Source organism: Bacteroides zhangwenhongii (assembly GCF_009193325.2).
GTDB classification, from domain to species: Bacteria; Bacteroidota; Bacteroidia; order Bacteroidales; family Bacteroidaceae; genus Bacteroides; species Bacteroides zhangwenhongii.
Genome location: NZ_CP059856.1, coordinates 4,440,798 through 4,464,452, shown reverse-complemented (window position 1 = coordinate 4,464,452; position 23,655 = coordinate 4,440,798). Strand labels below are relative to the sequence as shown.

The window sequence follows — 23,655 nt, the reverse complement described above, 5'->3', positions numbered from 1 at the left end:
TTATCATATATGTGATAAGTAAAAGATACGGGTAGCGAATACAAAGCTTGCCCAAGAGACAAACAAAACTTAGCTAATAAAAGTAGATAAAATGCTTTTAATAATTTCAAAAGAAAGAGAACGCAGCAATTTGCAACAGGAACCGTTGAAAAGTAGGTGAAGATACCACCCTTCACCCGCTAACACCGATAAATAAAGCGTTGCAGCGAAAAGGTGAAGGGGAAAACAAACTTGCAATATCGTCCTGACTTTATCAATACGCCAATCACTGCCGGGTCACTCTGTTTTCCATGTTCATCATCAGTACACTAAATTCAATGGTGGTCTGCCAGCCATTATAATAACACAATCCAAATCGCCAAACAAATGTACGTTAGAACTAACAGCAATACGGATTTTGTTTTTTGAGTGGAAAAGTGGTAAAGTCTGGAAAAAAATCGTAGCTTTGCAATAACTAAATAAACAGATAGATATGGAACAGCAGGACAGATATATACGGTTTGACTGGGCGGTGAAGCGCCTTCTCCGTCAAAAAGCGAATTTCGACGTACTCGAGGGATTCTTAACGGTCCTTTTGGGTGAAGAAGTGAAAATCATTGAACTGCTGGAAAGCGAAAGTAATCAGCAAAGCGTAGATGACAAGTTCAATCGCGTGGATATCAAAGCCAAAAACAGCAAAGGCGAAATCATCATAGTAGAGATTCAAAATACGCGTGAGTTGTATTACTTGGAACGTATCCTTTACGGTGTCGCCAAAGCAATCACAGAACACATTTCTCTTGGCGAACGCTACTACGAAGTGAAAAAGATTTATTCCATTAGCATTCTGTACTTCGACATCGGAAAAGGAAATGATTATTTATATCATGGACAGAATAGTTTCACCGGAGTACACACCGGAGATCGGCTTGAAGTAACAACAAAAGAAAAGGACGCTCTCGTCCATAAACTTCCTGCTGAGATTTTCCCAGAGTACTTCCTTATCCGCGTAAACGAGTTCAATAAAGTAGCAGTCACTCCTTTAGAGGAATGGATTGAGTACCTAAAAACCGGCTGTATCCGTTCAGACACCCAAGCTCCCGGTTTGGCGGAAGCTCGCAAAAAGCTGATTTATTATAATATGTCTCCTGCAGAACGCCATGCTTATGACGAACACCTGAGTGCCATCATGATACAAAATGACGTGTTGGATGGAGCTAAATTGGAAGGGCGTATGGAAGGGCGCATGGAAGGAAAAATGGAAGGGTGTATAGAAATAGCCCGAAATCTGAAATCAATGGGATTGGACACAGAGACAATCCAAAAAGCGACAGGATTATTACCGGAAGAAATTCAGAAGTTATAAATGACCTCTAAGCATATAATTAAAGTAAGACTGTCTTCTTTTTACCTATTAGAAGACAGTCTCTTTTTATATCTAAGAAAAGTGAAATTATTCATTCTTCATTTAAATAATCTCTATCCCCTTCTCCTTGCAAAGTTTCAAGCCAAGATCTTTCAGTCTGAATTTCTGAATCTTGCCACTGCCCGTCATCGGGAATTCATCCACAAAGAAAATATATTTGGGGATTTTATAACGAGAGATTTTATTTCTGCAGAAGTCACGCACATCTTCTTCCTGCATTGTCACACCTTCTTTCAGAATGATAAATGCACCGACAGCCTCTCCGTATTTCTTTGACGGAACACCGGCTACCTGCACATCTTTCACTCCATCAAGTTTATAAAGAAACTCTTCGATTTCACGTGGATAAATGTTCTCTCCACCACGAATAATCATATCCTTGATACGCCCGGTAATCCGATAATTTCCATCTTCATCCTTAATGCCCAAGTCGCCCGAATGAAGGAAATTATTCTCATCAATGACTTCCGCCGTAGCTTCCGGATTCTTATAATATCCCTTCATGGTGTTATATCCACGATTACACATCTCACCCTGTACACCAACCGGACATTCCTCACCCGTCTCCGGATCAATCACCTTCACTTCCGTAAACTCAAAATCACGCCCTACCGTATTACAGCGCACATCAAATGAATCATCTATACGGGTAGCCGTCATACCGGGAGCCGCTTCCGTCAATCCATATACACTGGTCACCTTCATATACATCTTTTCTTCTACCTGCTTCATCAATTCGACAGGACACAACGAACCCGCCATAATACCGGTACGAAGACAGGACATATCAAAGAGGTCAAACATCGGGTGATGTAGTTCGGCAATAAACATAGTAGGTACTCCATAAAGAGCCGTACAGCGTTCCTTGTGAATGGAAGCCAGTACAACCAACGGATCGAAACGCTCCACCATTACTTGCGTACAACCATGAGTCAGACAGTTCATGGTAGCCAGCACAACTCCGAAACAATGGAACAACGGCACACAACAACAAAGCTTGTCATTTGCCGTGAACTTCATGTGTTCACCGGTCAGGAATCCGTTATTTGCAATATTATAATGTGTCAACATCACTCCTTTCGGGAATCCGGTAGTACCTGACGTATATTGCATATTGACCACATCGTGGCAGTCAACCTTGCTTTTGAGCTCATTCAAACGGTCATCTTCCACATTCTCTCCCAACAAAAGAATCTCCGCCGTATTATACATTCCGCGATGTTTCTCCTGACCGACATATACTACATTCTTCATATACGGAAAACGCTCGCTCTTCAAATGACCACGTTCGCAAGTCTTCAATTCCGGAAGCATGGTATAAGTCATCTGTACGAAGTCGCTATCCTTCTCGCCATTTACAATACAAAGGGTATGCATATCCGAGTTCTGGCAAAGATATTCCAACTCGGATTGCTTATAGTTCGTATTTACCGTAACATATACCGCACCAATTTTGGCACAAGCATAAAGCAACGTCAGCCAATCCGGAACATTAGCCGCCCAAATGCCAACATGGGTTCCCCGTTCCACGCCGATAGAAATAAGTCCTTTCGCCATATCATCCACACGGTGATTGAACTGGCTCCAGGTGAAACGGAGGTTGCGGTCGGAATATACGATATATTCCTTATCAGGGGTCTCTTCAGCCCAGTGTTCCAGCCACTGGCCCAAAGTACGATCAAATAATTGCATGTAATTAGTGATTAATTGATTAGTAATTAATGATTAACCGTATTTCGCTAAATCGGAGTGTAAATCACTGCCAGAATCTTAGCGGCCTGCCCCTCGTAAGCATGCACATGATGAGGAACAATGGAATCGTAATAAATGCTATCTCCCTCTTCCAGCAGATAGGTATTTTTACCATAACTGATTTCCATGATACCTTCCATCACCATAATAAACTCCTCTCCCTCATGAGAAGACAGCACAAAGTCGGTATCCTCAGTCGGCATTACGTCGATAATAAACGGCTCCATGTGGCGATCCGCTTTCGACTTCGACAGAGAATGATATTCCATGTGCTTGCGGGAATGAATCGCATTATTAGAGAAACTAATCGCATCTTTAGCTTCTTTCTTACGGCATACCACCGGACCGACTTCATCTTGGTCGTCAAGGAAAGTACCCAAACGCACTCCCAGCACGCGCGCAATCTTAATTAGCGGTGCAAGAGAAGGAATATCGATATTATTCTCGATACGTTCAATCTGTTCAATGGCCAGACCGGAACGTTGCGCCAGTTCTTCTATGGTTATTGTTTTATCTTCTCGCAGAGCTTTAATTTTTTCGCCGACAATTTTACTTGTATCCATATTGAAAGCATTTTAGTTATCAAAGGTGATAATTTATAATAATTAAACTGCAAAAATAGCAAATTCTTTAGATGGACACAATTATAAGTGAGAAAATATGCTCATCAGCCCAAAAGAAGAAATAAAAAAGCCGTTCCCCCTAACAAGGAACGGCTTTTCAATCTTTTCGCAGCAAGTAAATTACTTACGCAAACCGAGTTCTTTAACGATTGCACGATATCTTTCGATATCTTTTGCTTTCAGGTAGTCAAGCAAACGACGACGTTTACCTACCAACATTGTCAAAGCTCTCTCTGTACTATAATCTTTTCTGTTGAGCTTCATGTGCTCAGTCAGATGAGAAATACGGTAGGAAAACAAAGCTATCTGCGCCTCAGATGAGCCAGTATCAGTGTTAGACTTTCCGTACTTTCCGAAGATTTCTTGCTTTTTAGCAGCGTCTAAATACATAACTTTTAGAATTTTAATATAGTAAATTATTCTTTTGAGCGTGCAAAGATAGGTATTATCTTTATATCCCACAACGTTTTACAAGAAAAAATTGCTATCATTGCACATATTTCTAATCCTATTTTCGTACCTTTGCAGCCAAATAATAGGTATTATATGCAAAATATTCGAAACATTGCAATCATTGCCCATGTAGACCATGGGAAAACAACGCTGGTTGACAAGATGCTATTGGCGGGAAACTTGTTCCGCAACAACCAAAATAGTGGTGAACTTATACTGGACAACAACGATCTGGAACGTGAACGTGGTATAACGATTCTTTCTAAAAACGTTTCCATCAACTACAACGGTACCAAAATTAATATTATTGATACTCCGGGACATAGTGACTTCGGTGGTGAAGTAGAACGTGTGTTGAATATGGCCGATGGCTGTATTCTGTTGGTAGACGCCTTTGAAGGTCCCATGCCTCAAACCCGTTTCGTACTGCAAAAAGCATTGGAAATCGGTTTGAAACCCATTGTCGTAGTCAATAAGGTGGATAAACCGAATTGTCGTCCGGAAGAGGTTTACGAAATGGTATTCGACTTGATGTTCAGTCTTAATGCGACGGAAGACCAGTTGGATTTCCCCGTTATCTACGGTTCTGCCAAAAACAACTGGATGAGTACCGACTGGCAAAAGCCAACCGATACAATCACTCCACTGCTGGATTGTATCATCGAAAACATTCCGGCTCCACAACAGTTGGAAGGTACTCCGCAGATGTTGATTACTTCTTTGGATTATTCTTCCTATACCGGCCGTATTGCCGTAGGCCGTGTACATCGCGGTACTTTAAAAGAAGGTATGAACGTAACGCTTGTAAAACGCAACGGCGATATGTTCAAGACTAAAATTAAGGAGCTTCATGTTTTCGAAGGTCTGGGCCGTGTGAAAACGACAGAAGTCTCATCGGGAGATATTTGCGCATTGGTAGGTATCGACGGATTTGAGATCGGAGATACTGTTTGCGACTTCGAAAATCCGGAAGCTTTGCCGCCAATCGCTATTGATGAACCGACCATGAGTATGCTGTTCACCATTAACGATTCTCCGTTCTTCGGCAAAGACGGTAAGTTTGTGACTTCACGTCATATCCACGACCGCCTGATGAAAGAGCTAGATAAAAACTTGGCTCTTCGCGTAAAGAAAAGTGAGGAAGATGGTAAATGGATCGTTTCCGGACGTGGTGTACTTCACCTTTCCGTACTGATCGAGACGATGCGCCGCGAGGGATATGAACTCCAAGTGGGACAGCCGCAAGTTATTTTCAAAGAGATTGACGGTGTCAAATGTGAACCGATTGAAGAATTGACTATCAACGTACCGGAAGAGTATTCAAGCAAGATCATTGATATGGTGACACGCCGTAAGGGTGAGATGGTCAAGATGGAAAATACCGGTGAACGTATCAATCTTGAGTTTGACATGCCCTCACGCGGTATTATCGGCTTACGAACGAATGTATTGACTGCTTCTGCCGGTGAAGCGATTATGGCTCACCGTTTCAAAGAATATCAGCCATTCAAAGGTGAGATAGAACGCCGTACCAACGGTTCCATGATCGCTATGGAAAGCGGAACAGCTTTTGCTTATGCAATCGACAAATTGCAGGATCGCGGCAAGTTCTTTGTATTCCCGCAAGACGAAGTGTATGCCGGACAAGTGGTAGGCGAACATTCTCACGACAATGACTTGGTTATCAACGTTACCAAATCGAAGAAGTTGACGAATATGCGTGCTTCCGGTTCCGATGAAAAGGCACGTTTGATTCCTCCCGTTCAATTCTCTCTTGAAGAAGCGTTGGAATATATCAAGGAGGATGAATATGTAGAAGTTACTCCGAAAGCAATGCGTATGCGTAAAGTAATTCTAGACGAGATAGAACGCAAACGTGCAAATAAGAACTAATTAACAGTATCTCAATATAGTAATCCCGACGAAACGATCAAAGTTCCGCCGGGATTTCATTTTCCGTACACTCAGAAAAGACTATACTCTCATTTCTCTTTCATCAATCCTTTAGCCACATCATATTTTAGCTGATAACTTTGCCCTTTTATGGTTTTAAAGGACAACATTTTATCCCCATACTTTATCACACAATTTCCTCCCGCACCGGAATGTACCGTGGCTTCTTTCAACTGATTATTCTCCCATATCATATCAACCTCAAAATTTCCTTTTGCACAGATACCACTGACAGAACCGTCTTTCCAGGCATTCGGCAAAGCCGGTAATAACTGGATAAAGCCCATGTGACTTTGAAGCAGCATTTCAGTAACTCCTGCTGTACCTCCGAAATTTCCGTCAATCTGGAAAGGCGGATGTGTATCCCATAGATTATCCATCGTTCCATTTTTCAGCAAATTGCCAAACAATGTATAGGCATGATTGCCATCCTGCAAACGTGCCCATTGATTTAACTTCCACCCCATGCTCCAACCGGTAGCCCCGTCTCCCCGATGTAACAAGACGACTTTAGCGGCTGTCGCAAGTTCAGGAGTGGTGACCGGAGATACTGTATGTCCCGGATGCAGCCCAAACAAATGATTCAAATGACGGTGTTCATCCTTCGGGTCGTCAATATCCGTCGACCATTCCATCAGCTGACCATAACGCCCTATTTTATAGGGGACAAGCTTAGATAATACATCGTTCCACTGCTTACGTTTCTTTTTATCAACACCCAACACTTTACTGGCCTCAATGGCATCCAATAATATTTCACGGACCACAGCATGGACAAAAGTAGCCCCTTGGTCAACAGGACCATGCTCGGGAGAAGTAGAAGGCGCCGCCATATAAGTACCGTCCGGCTTATGCCATAAATAATCAACCGCAAAATCCGCACTACTCTTGATCAGTTCATATCCCGTCTCTTTCAAAAAATTCAAATCCCTTGTATAGTCATAATATTCCCAGATATGAGTAGCCAACCAAGGTCCTGCCATCGGGTTGAAGTTCCAAGACATATCCTGACTTTCCAATGGCGTAGTGAAACCGAATATATTGCTGGAAATAGATGCCGTCCAACCTCGTGCACCGAAATAAGATTGTGCAGTCTTTTCTCCCGGTTTCACCAAAGTACGGATAAAATCGACCAAAGGCAACATACATTCGCTCAGATTAGTGGGGCAGGCAGGCCAGTAGTTCATCTGAACATTAATGTTATTATGATAATCTACACGCCAGGGACCATCCACATCATTATGCCAGATACCTTGCAAGTTAGCCGGCATATTACCAGCACGAGAACTGGCAATCAACAGATAACGTCCAAACTGATAATACAGCTCTTCCAAATAATAATCCGGTTGTCCGTTCCGGTAGTTTTTCAAACGTTGCGGAGCCGGTATATCAGATGTCTTTACAGTGGGATTCAGATTCAACCGGACTCGATTAAAAAGAGCGGCATAATCGCTATAATGTTGCTGGAACAAGGCGGTATATCCTTGCATCACCGCATTATTTATCCACTGGCAGGTTGTCTCAGCCGGATCGACACCGACATAAGTCTTAGGGTCCTTAAAATCCGGATTGAAGTTCATCTTGTAATCAGTATCCGCCGTAACATAAAACACGACCTCGTCAGCCCCCTTTACGGTCAGCCTGCAACCCGTATTCGATAAAGTCCCACCTTTTGTCTCCGCCTGAATACGGACTACATATTTCATACCATTATTATTCAAAGAGGCGGAAAAGACCAATCCTTTATCCCCGTCACCGGACAGACTCCCTTGAGATATCGAGTTAGGCGCATAGCTAAAGACAAGATTCTGCATCCCTGCTCGGTCTGCACTAAAACGCATCACCATTACATTGGCAGGATAAGAAATGAAATAACTACGTTGATAAGCCACATTGTCCTTCTTGAACTGCACGACGGCCAATGCTGAATCCAACGAAAGAATACGCTTATAATCACTTATTCCCAACGTATCAAGTCCGGTTTCCACATAAAATTCACCCATGATGGTAAAATTGCCGAAACGGAACGGCTTCTCTCGATTCGCCTCATAAGGTACTTCACTATTGAAGTTCTGACGTGTCAGCATTTCCGCCTTCTGCTGGTCCCCTTCCGTAAACGCCTTACGTATCTCATCCAAAACATGAGCGGATTGTTTATTAACATTCCAATAATACTCCGCTCCTTTCGCCGTATTAGGACCACCCCGCCAAAGCGTCTTTTCATTGAAAGTGATACGTTCGGTGTCCACTGACCCTATAATGTTAGCACCCAGACTACCATTTCCAATGGGCAATGACTGCGATTCCCAAGCTGTGTGTTCTTCCACCACATTCGGAGTATCAAACCAGATTGAAAGCCCTTTGGTATACTCTGTTTCGCCCGCAAAAATACCAGAGACTAGAAATAAAGAATTGATAAACAAGAAACAGAACTTTTTCATGATTGTCGCATTATTATTCAAGGATTAATCAAATGCCTATATACTTTATACAAAAGTAATGAAAAAAACTCTATGTACAATCAGACTATCTGATAAGTTTCCCTCCACAACCAATTACCTTCAAGATCAAAAAAAGGAGCAACTACCTCATCAGGCAATCGCTCCTCCTTTATCTAGTCAATTGAATTGTATTATTCTACTTCATTGTAGTCGAGTACTGTTTTCTTATTAGCCAAGATACGGTCATACTCTTCTTTTGAACCAACAATAAGTTTTTCAAATTCACGCTGGCCTGTACCTGCCGGAATCAAGTGACCGCAAATAACGTTCTCTTTCATACCCTCCAGTTTATCAACCTTGCCGTTAATAGCAGCCTCATTCAATACCTTCGTTGTTTCCTGGAAGGAAGCAGCCGACATAAAGCTTGAAGTCTGCAAAGCAGCACGTGTAATACCTTGAAGAATCTGAGTAGAAGTTGCGGCTACCGCATCACGAACCTCAACAGGTTTCAAGTCACGACGTTTCAGCATACTATTCTCATCACGCAACTTACGGGCAGTCACAATCTGACCGGCTTGCATATTTTGAGAATCACCTGCATCAACCACGACTTTCTTACCCCAGATACGATCGTTTTCCTCCATGAACTCAAGCTTATCTACAACCTGTTGTTCCAAGAAACGAGTATCACCCGGTTCGTCAATCTGTACCTTACGCATCATCTGACGCACGATAATCTCAAAATGCTTATCATTGATCTTCACACCCTGCAGACGGTATACATCCTGAACTTCATTCACGATATATTCCTGTACAGCCGTAGGACCTTTGATAGCCAAGATATCCGCCGGAGTAATAGCACCGTCAGACAACGGAGTACCTGCACGTACATAGTCATTTTCCTGTACAAGGATCTGCTTAGACAATGCTACCAAATATTTCTTAACCTCACCAGTCTTAGAAGTTACGATAATCTCACGGTTACCACGCTTGATCTTACCCATTGTCACCTCACCGTCGATTTCAGAAACGACAGCAGGATTGGACGGGTTACGAGCTTCAAACAATTCAGTAACACGAGGAAGACCACCCGTGATATCACCCGCCTTACCTACGGCACGCGGAATCTTCACGATAACCTCACCAGCCTTCACTTTCTGACCATTTTCGATGATCACGTGACCACCTACCGGCAAGTTATAAGTACGAATCAGATCACCGTCTTCTGTCAAGATATGAGCCGAAGGTACTTTTGTCTTATCTTTGGATTCAATAATAATAATTTCACGAAGACCTGTAGCTTCATCCGATTCAACCTTATAAGTAACGTTTTCTATTACGCCCTCAAATTCAATCTTACCGGTTGCTTCAGTAATGATTACAGCGTTGAACGGGTCCCACTTAGCAATCATCTTGCCTTTTTCTACCAATTCACCATCGCCTACATACAGCGTTGAACCGTAAGGAACGTTATGAGTAGAAAGAACGATACCGGTATTTACGTCTACAAAACGAACTTCAGCCAAACGACCTACTACCACTTTTGCAGATTCACCCATCTCGTCTACAATATCTACCGTACGCAACTCTTCAAATTCAAGACGTGCATTGTTTTTAGCAACGATACTTGCATTGGCAGCGATATTGGCGGCAGTACCACCGGCGTGGAATGTACGCAATGTCAACTGTGTACCCGGCTCACCGATAGACTGAGCAGCGATTACACCGACAGCCTCACCCTTCTGAACCATGCGGCTCGTAGCCAGGTTACGTCCGTAACATTTAGCACAAACACCCTTCTTAGCCTCACAAGTCAGTACCGAGCGGATTTCAACACTCTCGATCGGAGAATCCTGAATCTTCTTGGCAATCTCTTCTGTGATTTCCTCACCACCGGCAACAAGCAGTTCTCCTGTTGTAGGATGAATAATATCATGTACGGAAACACGTCCCAAGATACGTTCGTACAGAGTAGCAATAACTTCATCGTTATTCTTAAGGTCTGTACAAACCAATCCGCGAAGTGTACCGCAGTCTTCTTCTGTAATAATCACATCGTGTGATACGTCCACCAGACGACGAGTCAGATAACCGGCATCGGCAGTCTTCAAAGCTGTATCCGCCAAACCTTTACGAGCACCGTGGGTAGAGATAAAGTACTCCAACACCGAAAGTCCTTCTTTAAAGTTCGACAAGATTGGGTTCTCGATGATCTGACCACCTTCTGCACCTGCTTTCTGGGGTTTTGCCATCAAACCACGCATACCTGACAACTGACGAATCTGTTCTTTAGAACCACGGGCACCGGAATCAAGCATCATATATACAGAGTTGAATCCCTGGTCATCCGAAGAAATAGTCTTCATCAGGATATTAGACAACTCGGAGTTTACATGTGTCCAGATATCGATCACCTGGTTGTAACGTTCGTTGTTGGTAATGAAACCCATGTTATAGTTGTTTACGACTTGTTCCACTTCGTCGTAACCTTTCTGTACCAAGGTTTCTTTTTCCTCCGGAATGATAATATCACCCAAGTTGAATGACAAACCACCCTTGAACGCCATCTGATAACCCAAGTTCTTGATTCCATCCAGGAAGTCGGCAGCCTTAGCCACACCACATACCTTGATTACATCACTAATAATATCACGAAGAGATTTCTTAGAGATGATTGTATTGATATAACCGGCTTCAGGCGGAACGATTTCATTAACAATCACACGTCCTACCGAAGTTTCGCGCATTACGTCTACAATGTTACCATTTTCATCAACGTCTTTCACGATAACTTTCACCGGAGCATGAATATCTACCTTACCTTCATTGTAAGCGATCAACGCCTCTTCCGGTCCGTAGAATGTCAAACCTTCACCTTTCGCACCGGCACGCAACTTAGTAATATAGTACAAACCAAGAACCATATCCTGCGCAGGCACAGTAATAGGCGCACCGTTTGCCGGGTTCAATATATTGTGTGATTGAAGCATCAACATTTGCGCTTCCAGAATTGCTTCGTTACTCAAAGGCAAGTGAACTGCCATCTGGTCACCGTCAAAGTCGGCGTTGAATGCCGTACATGCCAACGGGTGCAACTGGATAGCTTTACCTTCGATCATCTTAGGCTGGAAAGCCTGAATACCCAGACGGTGCAATGTCGGAGCACGGTTCAACAGTACCGGATGTCCCTTCATTACGTGTTCCAGAATATCCCAGATCACCGGTTCCTTGCGGTCAACGATCTTCTTGGCAGACTTCACAGTCTTAACGATACCGCGCTCGATAAGTTTACGGATAATAAACGGCTTGTACAATTCGGCAGCCATCAATTTAGGGATACCGCATTCACCCATCTTCAATTCCGGACCAACGACGATTACCGAACGGGCAGAGTAGTCAACACGCTTACCCAGCAAGTTCTGACGGAAACGTCCTTGTTTACCTTTCAAGCTGTCAGACAATGACTTCAACGGACGGTTGGCGTCTGTCTTCACAGCACTTGACTTACGTGAATTATCGAACAAAGAATCTACAGATTCCTGAAGCATACGTTTTTCATTACGCAAGATCACTTCCGGAGCCTTGATTTCGATCAGTCGTTTCAGACGGTTATTACGGATAATCACACGACGATAAAGGTCGTTCAAGTCAGAGGTAGCAAAACGGCCACCATCCAACGGAACCAACGGACGAAGTTCGGGCGGGATAACCGGTACGATACGTACAATCATCCATTCCGGTTTGTTGCGTCCACGTGATGCACGGAACGATTCTACTACCTGAAGACGTTTCAAAGCTTCATTCTTGCGTTGCTGTGAAGCATCGTTACCTGCACGGTGACGCAATTCGTAAGACAAAGCATCCAGATCCAAACGGGCCAGCAAATCATAGATAGCTTCAGCACCCATCTTTGCAACGAATTTGTTCGGATCATTGTCTTCAAGATATTGATTGTCTTTTGGAAGTGTATCCAGGATATCCAGATATTCTTCTTCAGAAAGCAAATCATATTCAGCTACACCGTCTTCAGCTTTTACACCCGGCTGAATAACAACGTAACGTTCGTAGTATATAATCGAATCCAGTTTCTTTGTCGGCAATCCGAGCAAATAACCGATTTTATTAGGGAGCGAACGGAAATACCAGATATGAGCCACCGGCACAACCAACTGGATATGTCCCATACGTTCACGGCGTACTTTCTTTTCAGTAACTTCCACACCACAACGGTCGCAGACGATACCTTTATAACGGATACGCTTGTATTTACCGCAATGACATTCATAATCCTTGATAGGACCGAAAATGCGCTCGCAGAACAAGCCATCACGTTCGGGTTTGTACGTACGGTAATTAATGGTTTCAGGCTTCAAAACTTCACCACTCGAATTCTCAAGGATTTCTTCCGGAGAAGCCAGACCAATTGAGATCTTCGAGAAATTACTTTTCGTCTTATTTTCTTTTCTAAAAGCCATACTCTATATTTAATTGAAAATGGAAAATTAAAAATTAAAAATTAAGAAACCGAAGAATGAAAACTGAAAACTAAAAACTCTCCATTTCCAGTTCTCAATTTTCAATTCCCAATTTATTAATTATTCCAAGTTGATACTCAAACCTAATCCTCTCAACTCGTGCAACAATACGTTCAAGGATTCCGGAATACCAGGTTGCGGCATCGGTTCACCTTTCACAATTGCTTCATAAGCTTTCGAACGTCCTACCACGTCATCAGACTTGATAGTAAGGATTTCCTGCAGGATATGAGCAGCGCCAAAACCTTCGAGTGCCCAAACCTCCATTTCTCCGAAACGCTGACCACCGAACTGTGCTTTACCACCAAGAGGTTGCTGAGTAATCAATGAGTACGGACCGATAGAACGAGCATGCATCTTGTCTTCAACCATGTGGCCCAACTTCAACATATAAGTTACACCTACAGTTGCCGGCTGGTCAAATTGCTCACCTGTACCACCGTCACAAAGATACGTTTTACAGTAACGCGGCAGTCCTGCTTTGTCTGTCCATTCGTTCAGATCCTCCATTGTAGCACCGTCGAAGATAGGAGTAGCAAATTTCACACCTAATGTCTTTCCGGCACGTCCAAGTACAGCTTCAAAAATCTGACCGATATTCATACGAGAAGGCACACCCAACGGATTCAATACAATGTCGACCGGAGTACCATCTGCCAAGAACGGCATATCTTCCTGACGAACGACACGAGATACAATACCCTTGTTACCGTGACGACCTGCCATCTTATCACCCACGCCGATCTTACGTTTCTTAGCAATATATACTTTTGCCATCTGGATAATACCGGCAGGAAGCTCATCACCAATGGTAATAGCAAACTTCTTACGCTTCAGTTCCGCATCCAGTTCTTTATATTTCTTGATGAAATTCATCACCAGGTCACGAATCATACCGTTAGCATGCTCATCACTGGTCCAGTTACTCAACTGGATAGAAGTAAAGTCAAGTGAATCAAAATCAGATGCACTGAACTTCGCTCCCTTAGCAATCACTTCCGCACCCAAGTAGTCTTTCACGCCCTGAGAAACCTTGCCTTCTGTCAAAGTCATCAGTTTCTTAACTAGAATACGTTTCAAGTCTGCAACCTTAGATTCAAACTCATCATCAATCTTAGGCAACAGTGCCTTGTCCGCCAACTTAGAGCTACGGTTCTTGATCACACGTGAGAACAATTTCTTATCGATAACAACACCTTTCAGAGAAGGAGATGCCTTCAAAGAAGCGTCCTTCACATCACCGGCCTTATCACCAAAGATCGCACGAAGCAGTTTTTCTTCAGGAGAAGGATCAGATTCACCTTTCGGAGTAATCTTACCGATCATGATATCACCCGGCTCGATACGGGCACCGATTCTTACGATACCGTTTTCGTCCAAGTCCTTAGTTGCCTCTTCACTGACGTTCGGGATATCGGAAGTCAATTCTTCCATACCACGTTTCGTTTCACGAACTTCGAGAGAATATTCTTCTACGTGAACTGAAGTCAATAGGTCTTCACGTACAACGCGCTCGTTCAATACGATAGCATCCTCATAGTTATATCCCTTCCAAGGCATATAAGCCACCAACAGGTTCTTACCCAATGCCAGTTCACCCTTTTCTGTAGAATAACCTTCGGTCAAGATATCACCCTTCTTCACCCGTTGTCCCTTGTCGCAGATCGGACGCAAGTCAATCGTCATATTCTGGTTAGTCTTGCGGAACTTAGGTATTCTATATTCCTTCAAAGCAGGTTCGAAGCTTACGAACTCTTCGTCTTCCGTACGGTCATACAAAATACGAATAGTAGTAGCATCCACGTAGTCAACAACACCATCTCCTTCTGCAGTAATCTGCGTACGGGAGTCTCTTACCAACTGACGTTCGATACCTGTACCTACAATCGGCGCTTCACTTCTCAACAAAGGAACTGCCTGGCGCATCATGTTAGATCCCATCAATGCACGGTTAGCATCATCATGTTCCAAGAACGGAATCAATGAAGCGGCAATAGAGGCAATCTGCTGAGGAGATACATCCATCAGGTTAACTTCAGACGGTTCAACAACCGGGAAGTCAGCATCCTGACGAGATTTAACTTTATTACGCACAAATGTACCGTCGTCATTCAACGGAGCATTACCTTGTGCAATAATCTTTTCTTCTTCTTCTTCGGCCGTCAGATAAACCAGACCGTTTTCAGAAAGATCCACTTTTCCATTTTCTACCTTACGGTAAGGAGTCTCAATGAATCCAAGATCATTAATCTTAGCGAATACACACAATGAAGATATCAGACCGATGTTCGGACCTTCAGGAGTCTCGATCGGACAAAGACGACCATAATGTGTGTAGTGAACGTCACGAACCTCAAATCCGGCACGTTCACGGGAAAGACCACCGGGACCTAACGCAGACATACGGCGTTTATTCGTAATTTCAGCCAATGGGTTTGTCTGGTCCATAAACTGAGACAGTGCGTTCGTTCCGAAGAATGAATTGATTACAGAAGAAATAGTCTTCGCGTTAATCAAATCAATCGGAGTAAACACCTCATTATCACGAACGTTCATACGTTCACGAATCGTACGGGACATACGAGCCAAACCAACGGCAAACTGGTTGGAAAGCTGTTCGCCTACTGTACGCACACGACGGTTACTCAAGTGGTCAATATCATCTACATCTGCCTTTGAGTTAATCAACTCAATCAGATACTTAATGATTTCAATAATATCTTCCTTAGTGAGGACACGCACATCCATATCAGTCGTCAGATTCAATTTCTTATTGATTCTGTAACGACCTACATCACCAAGGTCATATCGTTTTTCCGAGAAGAACAGGTTGTTGATAACTTCACGTGCACTTGCATCATCAGCCGGATCGGCATTACGCAACTGACGGTAGATATACAACACAGCCTCTTTTTCCGAGTTACTCGGGTCCTTCTGCAATGTATTATATATGATAGAATAATCGGACTGGTTCGGCTCATCCTTATGCAACAGAATGTTCTGAACTCCCGATTCAAGAATTTCATCAATATGCTCCTCTTCCAGTACGGTTTCACGGTCGATAATAACTTCGTTACGTTCGATAGAAACCACTTCACCGGTATCTTCATCAACGAAATCTTCAATCCATGTTTTCAAGACACGTGCAGCCAGTTTACGGCCCAGCACTTTCTTCAGATTTGTCTTGTTAACCTTCACGTCCTCCGCAAGGTTGAAAATCTCAAGGATATCTTTGTCATTCTCGAAGCCAATCGCACGTAACAAAGTAGTTACCGGCAATTTCTTCTTACGGTCGATGTATGCGTACATCACATTATTGATGTCAGTAGCAAACTCGATCCACGAACCCTTAAACGGAATAATACGAGCCGAATAAAGTTTCGTACCATTGGCATGTACGCTCTGACCGAAGAACACACCCGGAGAACGGTGAAGCTGCGATACAACTACTCGTTCGGCGCCGTTGATAACGAAAGTAGCCTTATCAGTCATATAAGGAATAGGGCCGAGGAATACGTCCTGAATCACTGTATCAAAATCCTCGTGATCAGGATCGGTACAGTAAAGTTTAAGTTTCGCTTTCAAAGGAACACTATAAGTGAGCCCACGCTCTATACAATCATCGATGGTATAACGCGGCGGATCAATATAATAATCCAGAAACTCAAGAACAAAATTGTTTCTAGTATCGGCAATAGGGAAGTTTTCAGCAAATACTTTATACAATCCCTCATTCTTACGTTTTTCGGGCGGGGTATCTAATTGTAGAAAGTCTTGGAATGACTTCAATTGTACTTCCAGGAAATCCGGATATTCGAGCGGATTCTTAGTCGAAGCAAAATTAACTCTTTGATTTACAGTATTTGAAGACATCTATTAATGAATTTGGAGAACTTAATTTGAAATATATACACAAAAAGGTTAAGAATCCTCTTGCGAAGGATTCCTAACCGAATTACCTGATTACCAGGCCAATGTTATTTAAGTTCAACTTCAGCTCCAGCTTCTTCCAATGTTTTCTTCAATGATTCTGCTTCGTCTTTAGCCAAACCTTCTTTAACTGTGCTAGGAGCACCGTCTACCAAGTCTTTAGCTTCTTTCAAACCAAGACCACAAGCTTCCTTAACGGCCTTAACTACTTGAAGTTTAGCTGCACCAGCGCTCTTCAATACTACGTCGAAAGAAGTTTTTTCTTCTGCGGCAGCAGCACCAGCTGCAGGACCAGCAGCAACAGCTACAGCTGCAGCAGCAGGTTCAATACCGTATTCTTCTTTAAGGATAGTTGCAAGTTCATTAACTTCTTTTACTGTCAAGTTAACTAATTGTTCTGCAAAAGCTTTCAAATCTGCCATTTTTTGTATGATTTTAATTGTTTAAATACTTTGTTGTTTTTGAAAATTATTCGGGTCTCTCACCAAGAGTCTTGAGAACTCCGTGAAGGGTGTTACCACCTGATTGAAGAGCAGAAATAACATTCTTGGCCGGAGATTGCAACAGTGCAACGATATCGGCGATAACTTCATTCTTACTCTTGATTGCAACGAGAGCATCCAATTGATCTGCACCAATGTAGAAGCTTTCTTCTGCATATGCAGCTTTCAGTCCGGGAATACCGTCTTTCGCTTTATCCTTGATAAGTTTTGCAGGAACGTTTGCAGTGTTGCAAAACATAACAGCAGTAGTACCCTTCAAAGAATCGTAAAGAGGTGAAAAGTCTTCTTCCAGGCTTTCAAGTGCTTTGTGAAGCAAGGTGTTTTTAACCACCATCAATTTGATGTCTGATTTAAAACAATCTCTTCTCAGTGCGCTTGTAGCAGTAGCGTCCATCGCTGTAACGTCTACCAAATAGAAGTGACCATATTCCTTTACTGTAGCAGCAATTTGCTCTATAATCGTACTTTTATCTTCCTTTCTCATTATTTCTCTGTTTTATTAGATTTCATCCACTGATTTCGGGTCGATTTTGATACCCGCACTCATTGTACTAGAAAGATAAATACTCTTAATATATGTACCCTTTGCTGCGGTCGGTTTCAGCTTGTTCAGTGTAGAGATGAACTCCTTCGCATTGTCGCGAATCTGATCAGGACTGAATGATACCTTACCGATAGAAGTATGAACGATACCGCTCTTATCAACTTTAAAGTCAATCTTACCTTGTTTTACTTCTTTTACAGCTTTAGCAACATCCATAGTTACAGTACCACTCTTCGGGTTCGGCATCAATCCACGAGGACCAAGTACACGACCGAGTGCACCAATTTTACCCATGATAGATGGCATAGTGATAATCACATCAATATCAGTCCATCCACCTTTGATCTTTTCAATATATTCGTCAAGACCAACATAGTCAGCACCAGCTTCTTTTGCAGCAGCTTCAGCATCCGGTGTACAAAGTACCAACACACGTACTTGTTTACCAGTACCATGAGGAAGTGAAACAACACCTCTCACCATCTGGTTAGCTTTACGTGGATCAACACCTAAACGTACATCAATATCCAATGAAGCATCAAATTTGGAAAAAGTGATTTCCTTTACCAAAGATGCAGCCTCTTTCAGTGAGTATGCTTTCCCTGCTTCAATCTTTTCTGCAGCTAACTTTTGATTTTTTGTCAGTTTACCCATTACAATTGAAGTTTATTAGTTATTAACCGGGAACTCCCCTTTTACAGCGATACCCATACTTCTAGCTGTACCTGCAACCATTCTCATGGCAGCTTCCACAGTAAAACAGTTCAAGTCAACCATTTTGTCCTGAGCAATCGTACGAACCTGTTCCCAAGTAAGCTCGGCAACTTTCTTACGGTTAGGCTCAGCAGAACCACTCTTTACCTTAGCCATTTCAAGCAACTGAATGGCAACGGGAGGAGTCTTGATTACAAAATCGAAAGACTTATCTGCGTAGTAAGTAATGATAACAGGTAAAATCTTACCTGCCTTGTCTTGGGTTCTGGCATTGAATTGCTTGCAAAATTCCATGATATTGATACCCTTAGAACCCAAAGCAGGTCCAACGGGAGGTGATGGATTTGCAGCGCCTCCTTTAATCTGTAATTTGATTAGTCCAGCAACTTCTTTAGCCATTTTTTTATTGATTTATATATAAACATTAAACGAAGAACAACAACAGCGTAACAATTCCGTGTTATTCCTTTTCCACTTGCATAAAGCCCAATTCAAGCGGTGTTTTACGCCCGAATATCTTTACCATGACCTTTAGTTTCTTTTTTTCGCTATTCACCTCTTCAATGATACCACTGAATCCGCTGAAAGGACCAAAAGTAACTTTAACAGTTTCACCAACCACGTACGGAATATTGAGTTCTTCACCCGTTTCCTGCAATTCGTCCACTGTACCAAGTATACGATTCACTTCTGATTGTCTGAGAGGCACCGGTTTCTCGGAGCCGCCTAAAAAGCCTATCACATTCGGAGTATTGCGCAAGTGATGAGAAACCTCACCAACCAAAGCAGCCTCCACCAAAACGTAGCCAGGAAGATAACTTCTTTCCTTCACAATTTTCTTACCATTGCGAACCTGGTAAACTTTTTCAGTCGGAATCAATACCTGAGATACATATTCACCAAGGTCGCTGTTTTTAATGTCAGCTTCAAGGTATTCCTTAACCTTAGCTTCTTTTCCGCTAATAGCACGCAGAACGTACCATTTCTTCTCAATCTCAGCCATTTTCAATTCCTAATTTTTAATGTGGATAAACAATTTTTTCCATGAAGTTCTGGAAACAGACATCCATACCCCATACTACCAATGCAATAAGCAGGGAAGCATATAAAACAACTACTGCACTGTTAGCAAGTTCAGAATACGTAGGCCACGAAACTTTATGAACAAGTTCGTCGTAAGATTCTTTAATATAAGCTATTACCTTTTTCATTTCAATAATATTAGCACGGGAGGAGAGGCTCGAACTCCCGACACCCGGTTTTGGAGACCGGTGCTCTACCAACTGAGCTACTCCCGTGTGTACATAATCAGTTCCCGATAAAGAACCGGGAACTGATTAATTATTGTGTATTAGTCAAGAATTTCTGTAATCTGACCAGCACCTACCGTACGTCCACCTTCGCGGATAGCGAAACGAAGACCCGGATTCAATGCTACAGGGTAGATCAACTCAACTGTGATAGTTACGTTATCACCCGGCATTACCATTTCAGTTCCTTCCGGCAAAGTGATTTCACCTGTACAGTCCATAGTACGCAAGTAGAACTGAGGACGGTATTTGTTGTGGAACGGAGTGTGACGACCACCTTCTTCTTTCTTCAAGATATAAACCTCAGCTTTGAATTTAGAGTGCGGTTTAATCTGACCCGGTTTACAAAGAACCATACCACGTTTGATTTCGTTCTTGTCGATACCACGAAGCAACAAACCTACGTTATCACCAGCTTCACCCTGATCCAACAGTTTACGGAACATTTCAACACCAGTTACAACTGATTTCTTATCTTCACCCAAACCAAGGATTTCGATTTCGTCACCTACGTGGATAACACCTGTTTCGATACGACCTGTTGCTACAGTACCACGACCTGTGATAGAGAACACGTCTTCAACCGGCATCAAGAATGGTTTATCAACATCACGCGGAGGCAGTGGAATCCAAGTATCAACAGCTTCCATCAATTCCATCACTTTATCTTCCCACTTTTCAACGCCATTCAATGCGCCAAGAGCAGAACCACGGATGATAGGAGTATTGTCACCATCGAAATCATAGAAAGAAAGAAGTTCTCTCATTTCCATTTCAACGAGTTCCAACATTTCTTCATCATCAACCATATCGCACTTGTTCAAGAATACAACCAGACGAGGTACGTTTACCTGACGAGCCAACAAGATATGTTCGCGAGTCTGAGGCATCGGACCATCAGTTGCAGCACAAACGATGATAGCACCGTCCATCTGAGCAGCACCAGTAACCATGTTCTTTACATAGTCGGCGTGTCCCGGACAGTCAACGTGTGCGTAGTGACGGTTAGCTGTTTCGTACTCAACGTGTGAAGTATTGATAGTAATACCTCTTTCCTTTTCTTCAGGAGCGTTGTCGATAGAATCGAAAGAACGCAACTCAGAAAGACCTTTCTTTGCCAACACTGTAGTGATAGCAGCTGTCAACGTTGTCTTACCGTGGTCTACGTGACCGATTGTACCAATGTTTACGTGCGGTTTGGTACGTTCAAATTTCTCTTTAGCCATAGCTTTACTTGTTATTTATTTGATTAATAATCAGCATTTACATCTTTATGAGCTGTTACCGGGATTTGAACCCGGGACCTCTTCCTTACCAAGGAAGTGCTCTACCACTGAGCTATAACAGCAAGAAAAAGAGCGGAAGACGGGGCTCAAACCCGCGACCCTCAGCTTGGAAGGCTAATGCTCTATCAACTGAGCTACTTCCGCATTCTTGCCAAAGTTGTCACTCTGATCGTGGGCAAAGATGGATTCGAACCACCGAAGGCGTAAGCCAGCAGATTTACAGTCTGCCCCATTTGGCCACTCTGGTATTTGCCCTTAAACAAGTGGAGAATGTAGAGTTGAAAGTTGAGAGTGAATTCTTTCCGTCTCAGTTCTCCTTATTATTTTCAATTGAAGTTTCAAATTTCGCATGGAACTCTCAATTTTCCATTCTCAACTTTCCACTTCTTTGAGCCTCTTGTCGGATTCGAACCAACGACCCCGAGATTACAAATCACGTGCTCTGGCCAACTGAGCTAAAGAGGCGTTCTAGCTAAAAAATGCAACCGTCACGTTCTAACGCGAGCGAAACGGCTGCAAATTTAGTTATTTATTTCTTTCCCGCAAAATATTTGGGATTTTTTTATTTGCTACGCTGTTTTTCCTTGTACTTAACCAGTTGTTTTTCGAGTGCTTCCACATCCAAATCAATCGCTTCTTCAAACGTATCACACACTTTGCTGGCATAAAACTCCCCGTTAGGGACAAGTATTTTAATACCTGCTTCTTTATTTGCAGCAACTTCCGGTTTAACTACCTTTAATGACACCTCTACTTTCTTTATATCTTCGTAATATTTTTCCAACTTAGACACTTTTTTCTGAATAAATGCCTGCAATTGCTCTGACGCATCAAAGTGAATTGATTGAATTCTAATATCCATACTTACCTCCTTTTTTTAGGCTCTTGGATGAGCCTGTTTATACACTTTTTTAAGTTCTTCAAATGTGGCATGCGTATAGATCTCGGTTGTTGTTATACTCTCGTGACCCAAAAGTTCCTTTACTGCGCCCAACTCCGCATTATTATTCAGCATTGTGGTTGCAAAAGTATGCCTCAACACGTGAGGACTCTTTTTTTTCAGCGTCGCCACCTTTGACAGGTTCCGTTTCACTAAATTATAGACCAGATTCTTATAAAGCCGTTCGCCGTTCTCTCTTACAAAAAAGGCCTCCGACCTTTCCGGAATCATTTCGTTTCTTACATCAATATACCCAAGCATCCAATCCCGCAGTTCATCACCAAACGGAATCAACCGCTGCTTGTTTCTTTTCCCGGTCACTTTCAGGCAAGATCCTGAGAAATCCACATCTTTATCATCCAAATCTATCAATTCCGAAAGTCTCATGCCGGTAGCATAAAACATTTCAATAATCAATCGATCCCGACAACCTTTAAACCCCTCGCCAAAGTCCGTCTCATCCAGCAATTTATTCATTTCATTTTCTTTCAGGAATACCGGCAACGGTTTTTTATTTTTAGGTCCCACTATTTTTCGTAATGGATCTACCGTCACCTCTCCTTTCTTCAAAAGAAACTTATAAAATGTCCGAAGCGTACTTAGCTTGCGATTTACAGAAGTTGAGGTATATCCCTTATCCATCAATGAAACAATCCATTCACGAATCAGTTCAGCCTCGACCTCCAACGGATCAAATTTCCCATACTCTTCCTGAGCAAACTCCTGTAATTGCCTTATATCCTCACCATACGCAAGAACGGTTTTATCAGAATAATTCCGCTCATACCGGAGATAATCAAGAAAAGATTCTATCAACATAATCGCTACATCTAAATCGTGCAACGAATGTATGAAAAGAATTCAATAATTCAAAGGAAATTACGAATTATTAATCTTCTATTTGCTGAAGTTGTTGTACGTAAACTGCACGTTCCTTCTTAAGTCTTTTAGTTACAGACGGTTTGTCAAACTGCTGTCTGCTTCTCAATTCTTTCACAATGCCAGTTTTCTCAAATTTTCTTTTGAACTTCTTCAGCGCTTTTTCAATGTTTTCGCCTTCTTTTACAGGTACTACAATCATTTTGTTACTATTAATATGTTATGATTAAAAAAATTCCGCAGTCAAATTGCGCCGCAAAATTACACATACTTTCTTTATTCACAAAACTTTCGGCAAATATTTCTCAAAAACTATTCATAAACAGGTCATTAAATACAGAAAGTTAGTACCTTTGAAACATTTATATGTCTATAATAATATAATAA

Annotated in this window: 18 protein-coding genes and 5 tRNA genes; 2 read left to right on the top strand and 21 right to left on the bottom strand. The window is 42.4% G+C overall.

Annotation, left to right across the window (positions count from 1 at the left end):
- Window positions 1–472 precede the first annotated feature (472 nt).
- Window positions 473–1,345 carry an Rpn family recombination-promoting nuclease/putative transposase gene (locus tag GD630_RS17705; protein ID WP_007763614.1) on the top strand — a complete coding sequence of 291 codons (873 nt, stop codon included), beginning with the start codon at window positions 473–475 and terminating at the stop codon, window positions 1,343–1,345.
- A gap of 102 nt (window positions 1,346–1,447) precedes the next feature.
- Here the strand turns inward: GD630_RS17705 and GD630_RS17700 are convergent, their stop codons facing one another.
- The 3 genes from GD630_RS17700 to rpsO all read right to left on the bottom strand — a co-directional run bounded on the left by GD630_RS17700 (window position 1,448) and on the right by rpsO (window position 4,170).
- Window positions 1,448–3,097, bottom strand: a complete 1,650-nt coding sequence (locus tag GD630_RS17700) for an AMP-binding protein (protein WP_143865108.1) — start codon at window positions 3,095–3,097, stop codon at window positions 1,448–1,450.
- Between the two features lie 47 nt (window positions 3,098–3,144).
- Window positions 3,145–3,720: a helix-turn-helix domain-containing protein gene (locus GD630_RS17695; protein ID WP_007755644.1), complete on the bottom strand. Its 576-nt coding sequence runs from the start codon at window positions 3,718–3,720 to the stop codon at window positions 3,145–3,147.
- 180 nt (window positions 3,721–3,900) lie between these two features.
- A complete protein-coding gene (gene rpsO, locus GD630_RS17690; protein WP_007763600.1) occupies window positions 3,901–4,170 on the bottom strand; it encodes a 30S ribosomal protein S15 in 270 nt (89 codons plus the stop codon).
- A gap of 156 nt (window positions 4,171–4,326) precedes the next feature.
- On the opposite strand from rpsO, the gene typA reads away from it, so the two are divergent.
- A complete protein-coding gene (typA, locus tag GD630_RS17685; protein ID WP_143865109.1) occupies window positions 4,327–6,126 on the top strand; it encodes a translational GTPase TypA in 1,800 nt (599 codons plus the stop codon).
- Between the two features lie 89 nt (window positions 6,127–6,215).
- Here typA and GD630_RS17680 read toward each other — a convergent pair whose 3' ends face one another.
- The 18 genes from GD630_RS17680 to rpsU form a co-directional block, all read right to left on the bottom strand.
- The gene (locus GD630_RS17680; protein ID WP_143865110.1) at window positions 6,216–8,627 is read right to left on the bottom strand and encodes a glycosyl hydrolase family 95 catalytic domain-containing protein; all 2,412 of its coding nucleotides are present in this window, start codon (window positions 8,625–8,627) and stop codon (window positions 6,216–6,218) included.
- Between the two features lie 191 nt (window positions 8,628–8,818).
- A complete protein-coding gene (gene rpoC, locus GD630_RS17675) occupies window positions 8,819–13,102 on the bottom strand; it encodes a DNA-directed RNA polymerase subunit beta' (RefSeq protein WP_143865111.1) in 4,284 nt (1,427 codons plus the stop codon).
- Window positions 13,103–13,222: 120 nt separating this feature from the next.
- A complete protein-coding gene (rpoB, locus tag GD630_RS17670; protein WP_143865112.1) occupies window positions 13,223–17,035 on the bottom strand; it encodes a DNA-directed RNA polymerase subunit beta in 3,813 nt (1,270 codons plus the stop codon).
- Window positions 17,036–17,139: 104 nt separating this feature from the next.
- On the bottom strand, window positions 17,140–17,514 hold the full coding sequence (gene rplL / locus GD630_RS17665) for a 50S ribosomal protein L7/L12 (RefSeq protein ID WP_004296358.1): 375 nt from the start codon (window positions 17,512–17,514) through the stop codon (window positions 17,140–17,142).
- A gap of 46 nt (window positions 17,515–17,560) precedes the next feature.
- Window positions 17,561–18,079 (bottom strand): 50S ribosomal protein L10, encoded by a 519-nt coding sequence (gene rplJ, locus GD630_RS17660; protein ID WP_007763557.1) that lies wholly within the window; start codon window positions 18,077–18,079, stop codon window positions 17,561–17,563.
- A gap of 15 nt (window positions 18,080–18,094) precedes the next feature.
- Window positions 18,095–18,793, bottom strand: coding sequence for a 50S ribosomal protein L1 (rplA, locus tag GD630_RS17655; RefSeq protein ID WP_007755659.1), 699 nt, complete (start codon window positions 18,791–18,793; stop codon window positions 18,095–18,097).
- A 15-nt stretch (window positions 18,794–18,808) separates the two neighbouring features.
- Complete coding sequence (gene rplK, locus GD630_RS17650) at window positions 18,809–19,252, bottom strand: 50S ribosomal protein L11 (protein ID WP_007755660.1); 444 nt, start codon at window positions 19,250–19,252, stop codon at window positions 18,809–18,811.
- A gap of 61 nt (window positions 19,253–19,313) precedes the next feature.
- Window positions 19,314–19,856 (bottom strand): transcription termination/antitermination protein NusG, encoded by a 543-nt coding sequence (gene nusG / locus GD630_RS17645; RefSeq protein ID WP_007755661.1) that lies wholly within the window; start codon window positions 19,854–19,856, stop codon window positions 19,314–19,316.
- 16 nt (window positions 19,857–19,872) lie between these two features.
- Window positions 19,873–20,064, bottom strand: a complete 192-nt coding sequence (secE, locus tag GD630_RS17640; protein WP_004296363.1) for a preprotein translocase subunit SecE — start codon at window positions 20,062–20,064, stop codon at window positions 19,873–19,875.
- 14 nt (window positions 20,065–20,078) lie between these two features.
- A tRNA-Trp gene (locus GD630_RS17635) sits at window positions 20,079–20,151 on the bottom strand.
- A 53-nt stretch (window positions 20,152–20,204) separates the two neighbouring features.
- Entirely contained in the window at window positions 20,205–21,389 is a 1,185-nt protein-coding gene (gene tuf / locus GD630_RS17630) for an elongation factor Tu (RefSeq protein WP_055279243.1), read from the bottom strand.
- A 50-nt stretch (window positions 21,390–21,439) separates the two neighbouring features.
- A tRNA-Thr gene (locus GD630_RS17625) sits at window positions 21,440–21,511 on the bottom strand.
- Window positions 21,512–21,520: 9 nt separating this feature from the next.
- A tRNA-Gly gene (locus GD630_RS17620) sits at window positions 21,521–21,593 on the bottom strand.
- 28 nt (window positions 21,594–21,621) lie between these two features.
- Window positions 21,622–21,704 (bottom strand) — tRNA-Tyr (locus GD630_RS17615).
- Between the two features lie 136 nt (window positions 21,705–21,840).
- A tRNA-Thr gene (locus GD630_RS17610) sits at window positions 21,841–21,914 on the bottom strand.
- A gap of 97 nt (window positions 21,915–22,011) precedes the next feature.
- A complete protein-coding gene (gene hpf, locus GD630_RS17605) occupies window positions 22,012–22,311 on the bottom strand; it encodes a ribosome hibernation-promoting factor, HPF/YfiA family (protein WP_143865113.1) in 300 nt (99 codons plus the stop codon).
- Window positions 22,312–22,326: 15 nt separating this feature from the next.
- The gene (gene xerC / locus GD630_RS17600) at window positions 22,327–23,208 is read right to left on the bottom strand and encodes a tyrosine recombinase XerC (RefSeq protein WP_143865114.1); all 882 of its coding nucleotides are present in this window, start codon (window positions 23,206–23,208) and stop codon (window positions 22,327–22,329) included.
- Between the two features lie 70 nt (window positions 23,209–23,278).
- Window positions 23,279–23,470 carry a 30S ribosomal protein S21 gene (gene rpsU / locus GD630_RS17595; RefSeq protein WP_007755673.1) on the bottom strand — a complete coding sequence of 64 codons (192 nt, stop codon included), beginning with the start codon at window positions 23,468–23,470 and terminating at the stop codon, window positions 23,279–23,281.
- Window positions 23,471–23,655: the final 185 nt, after the last annotated feature.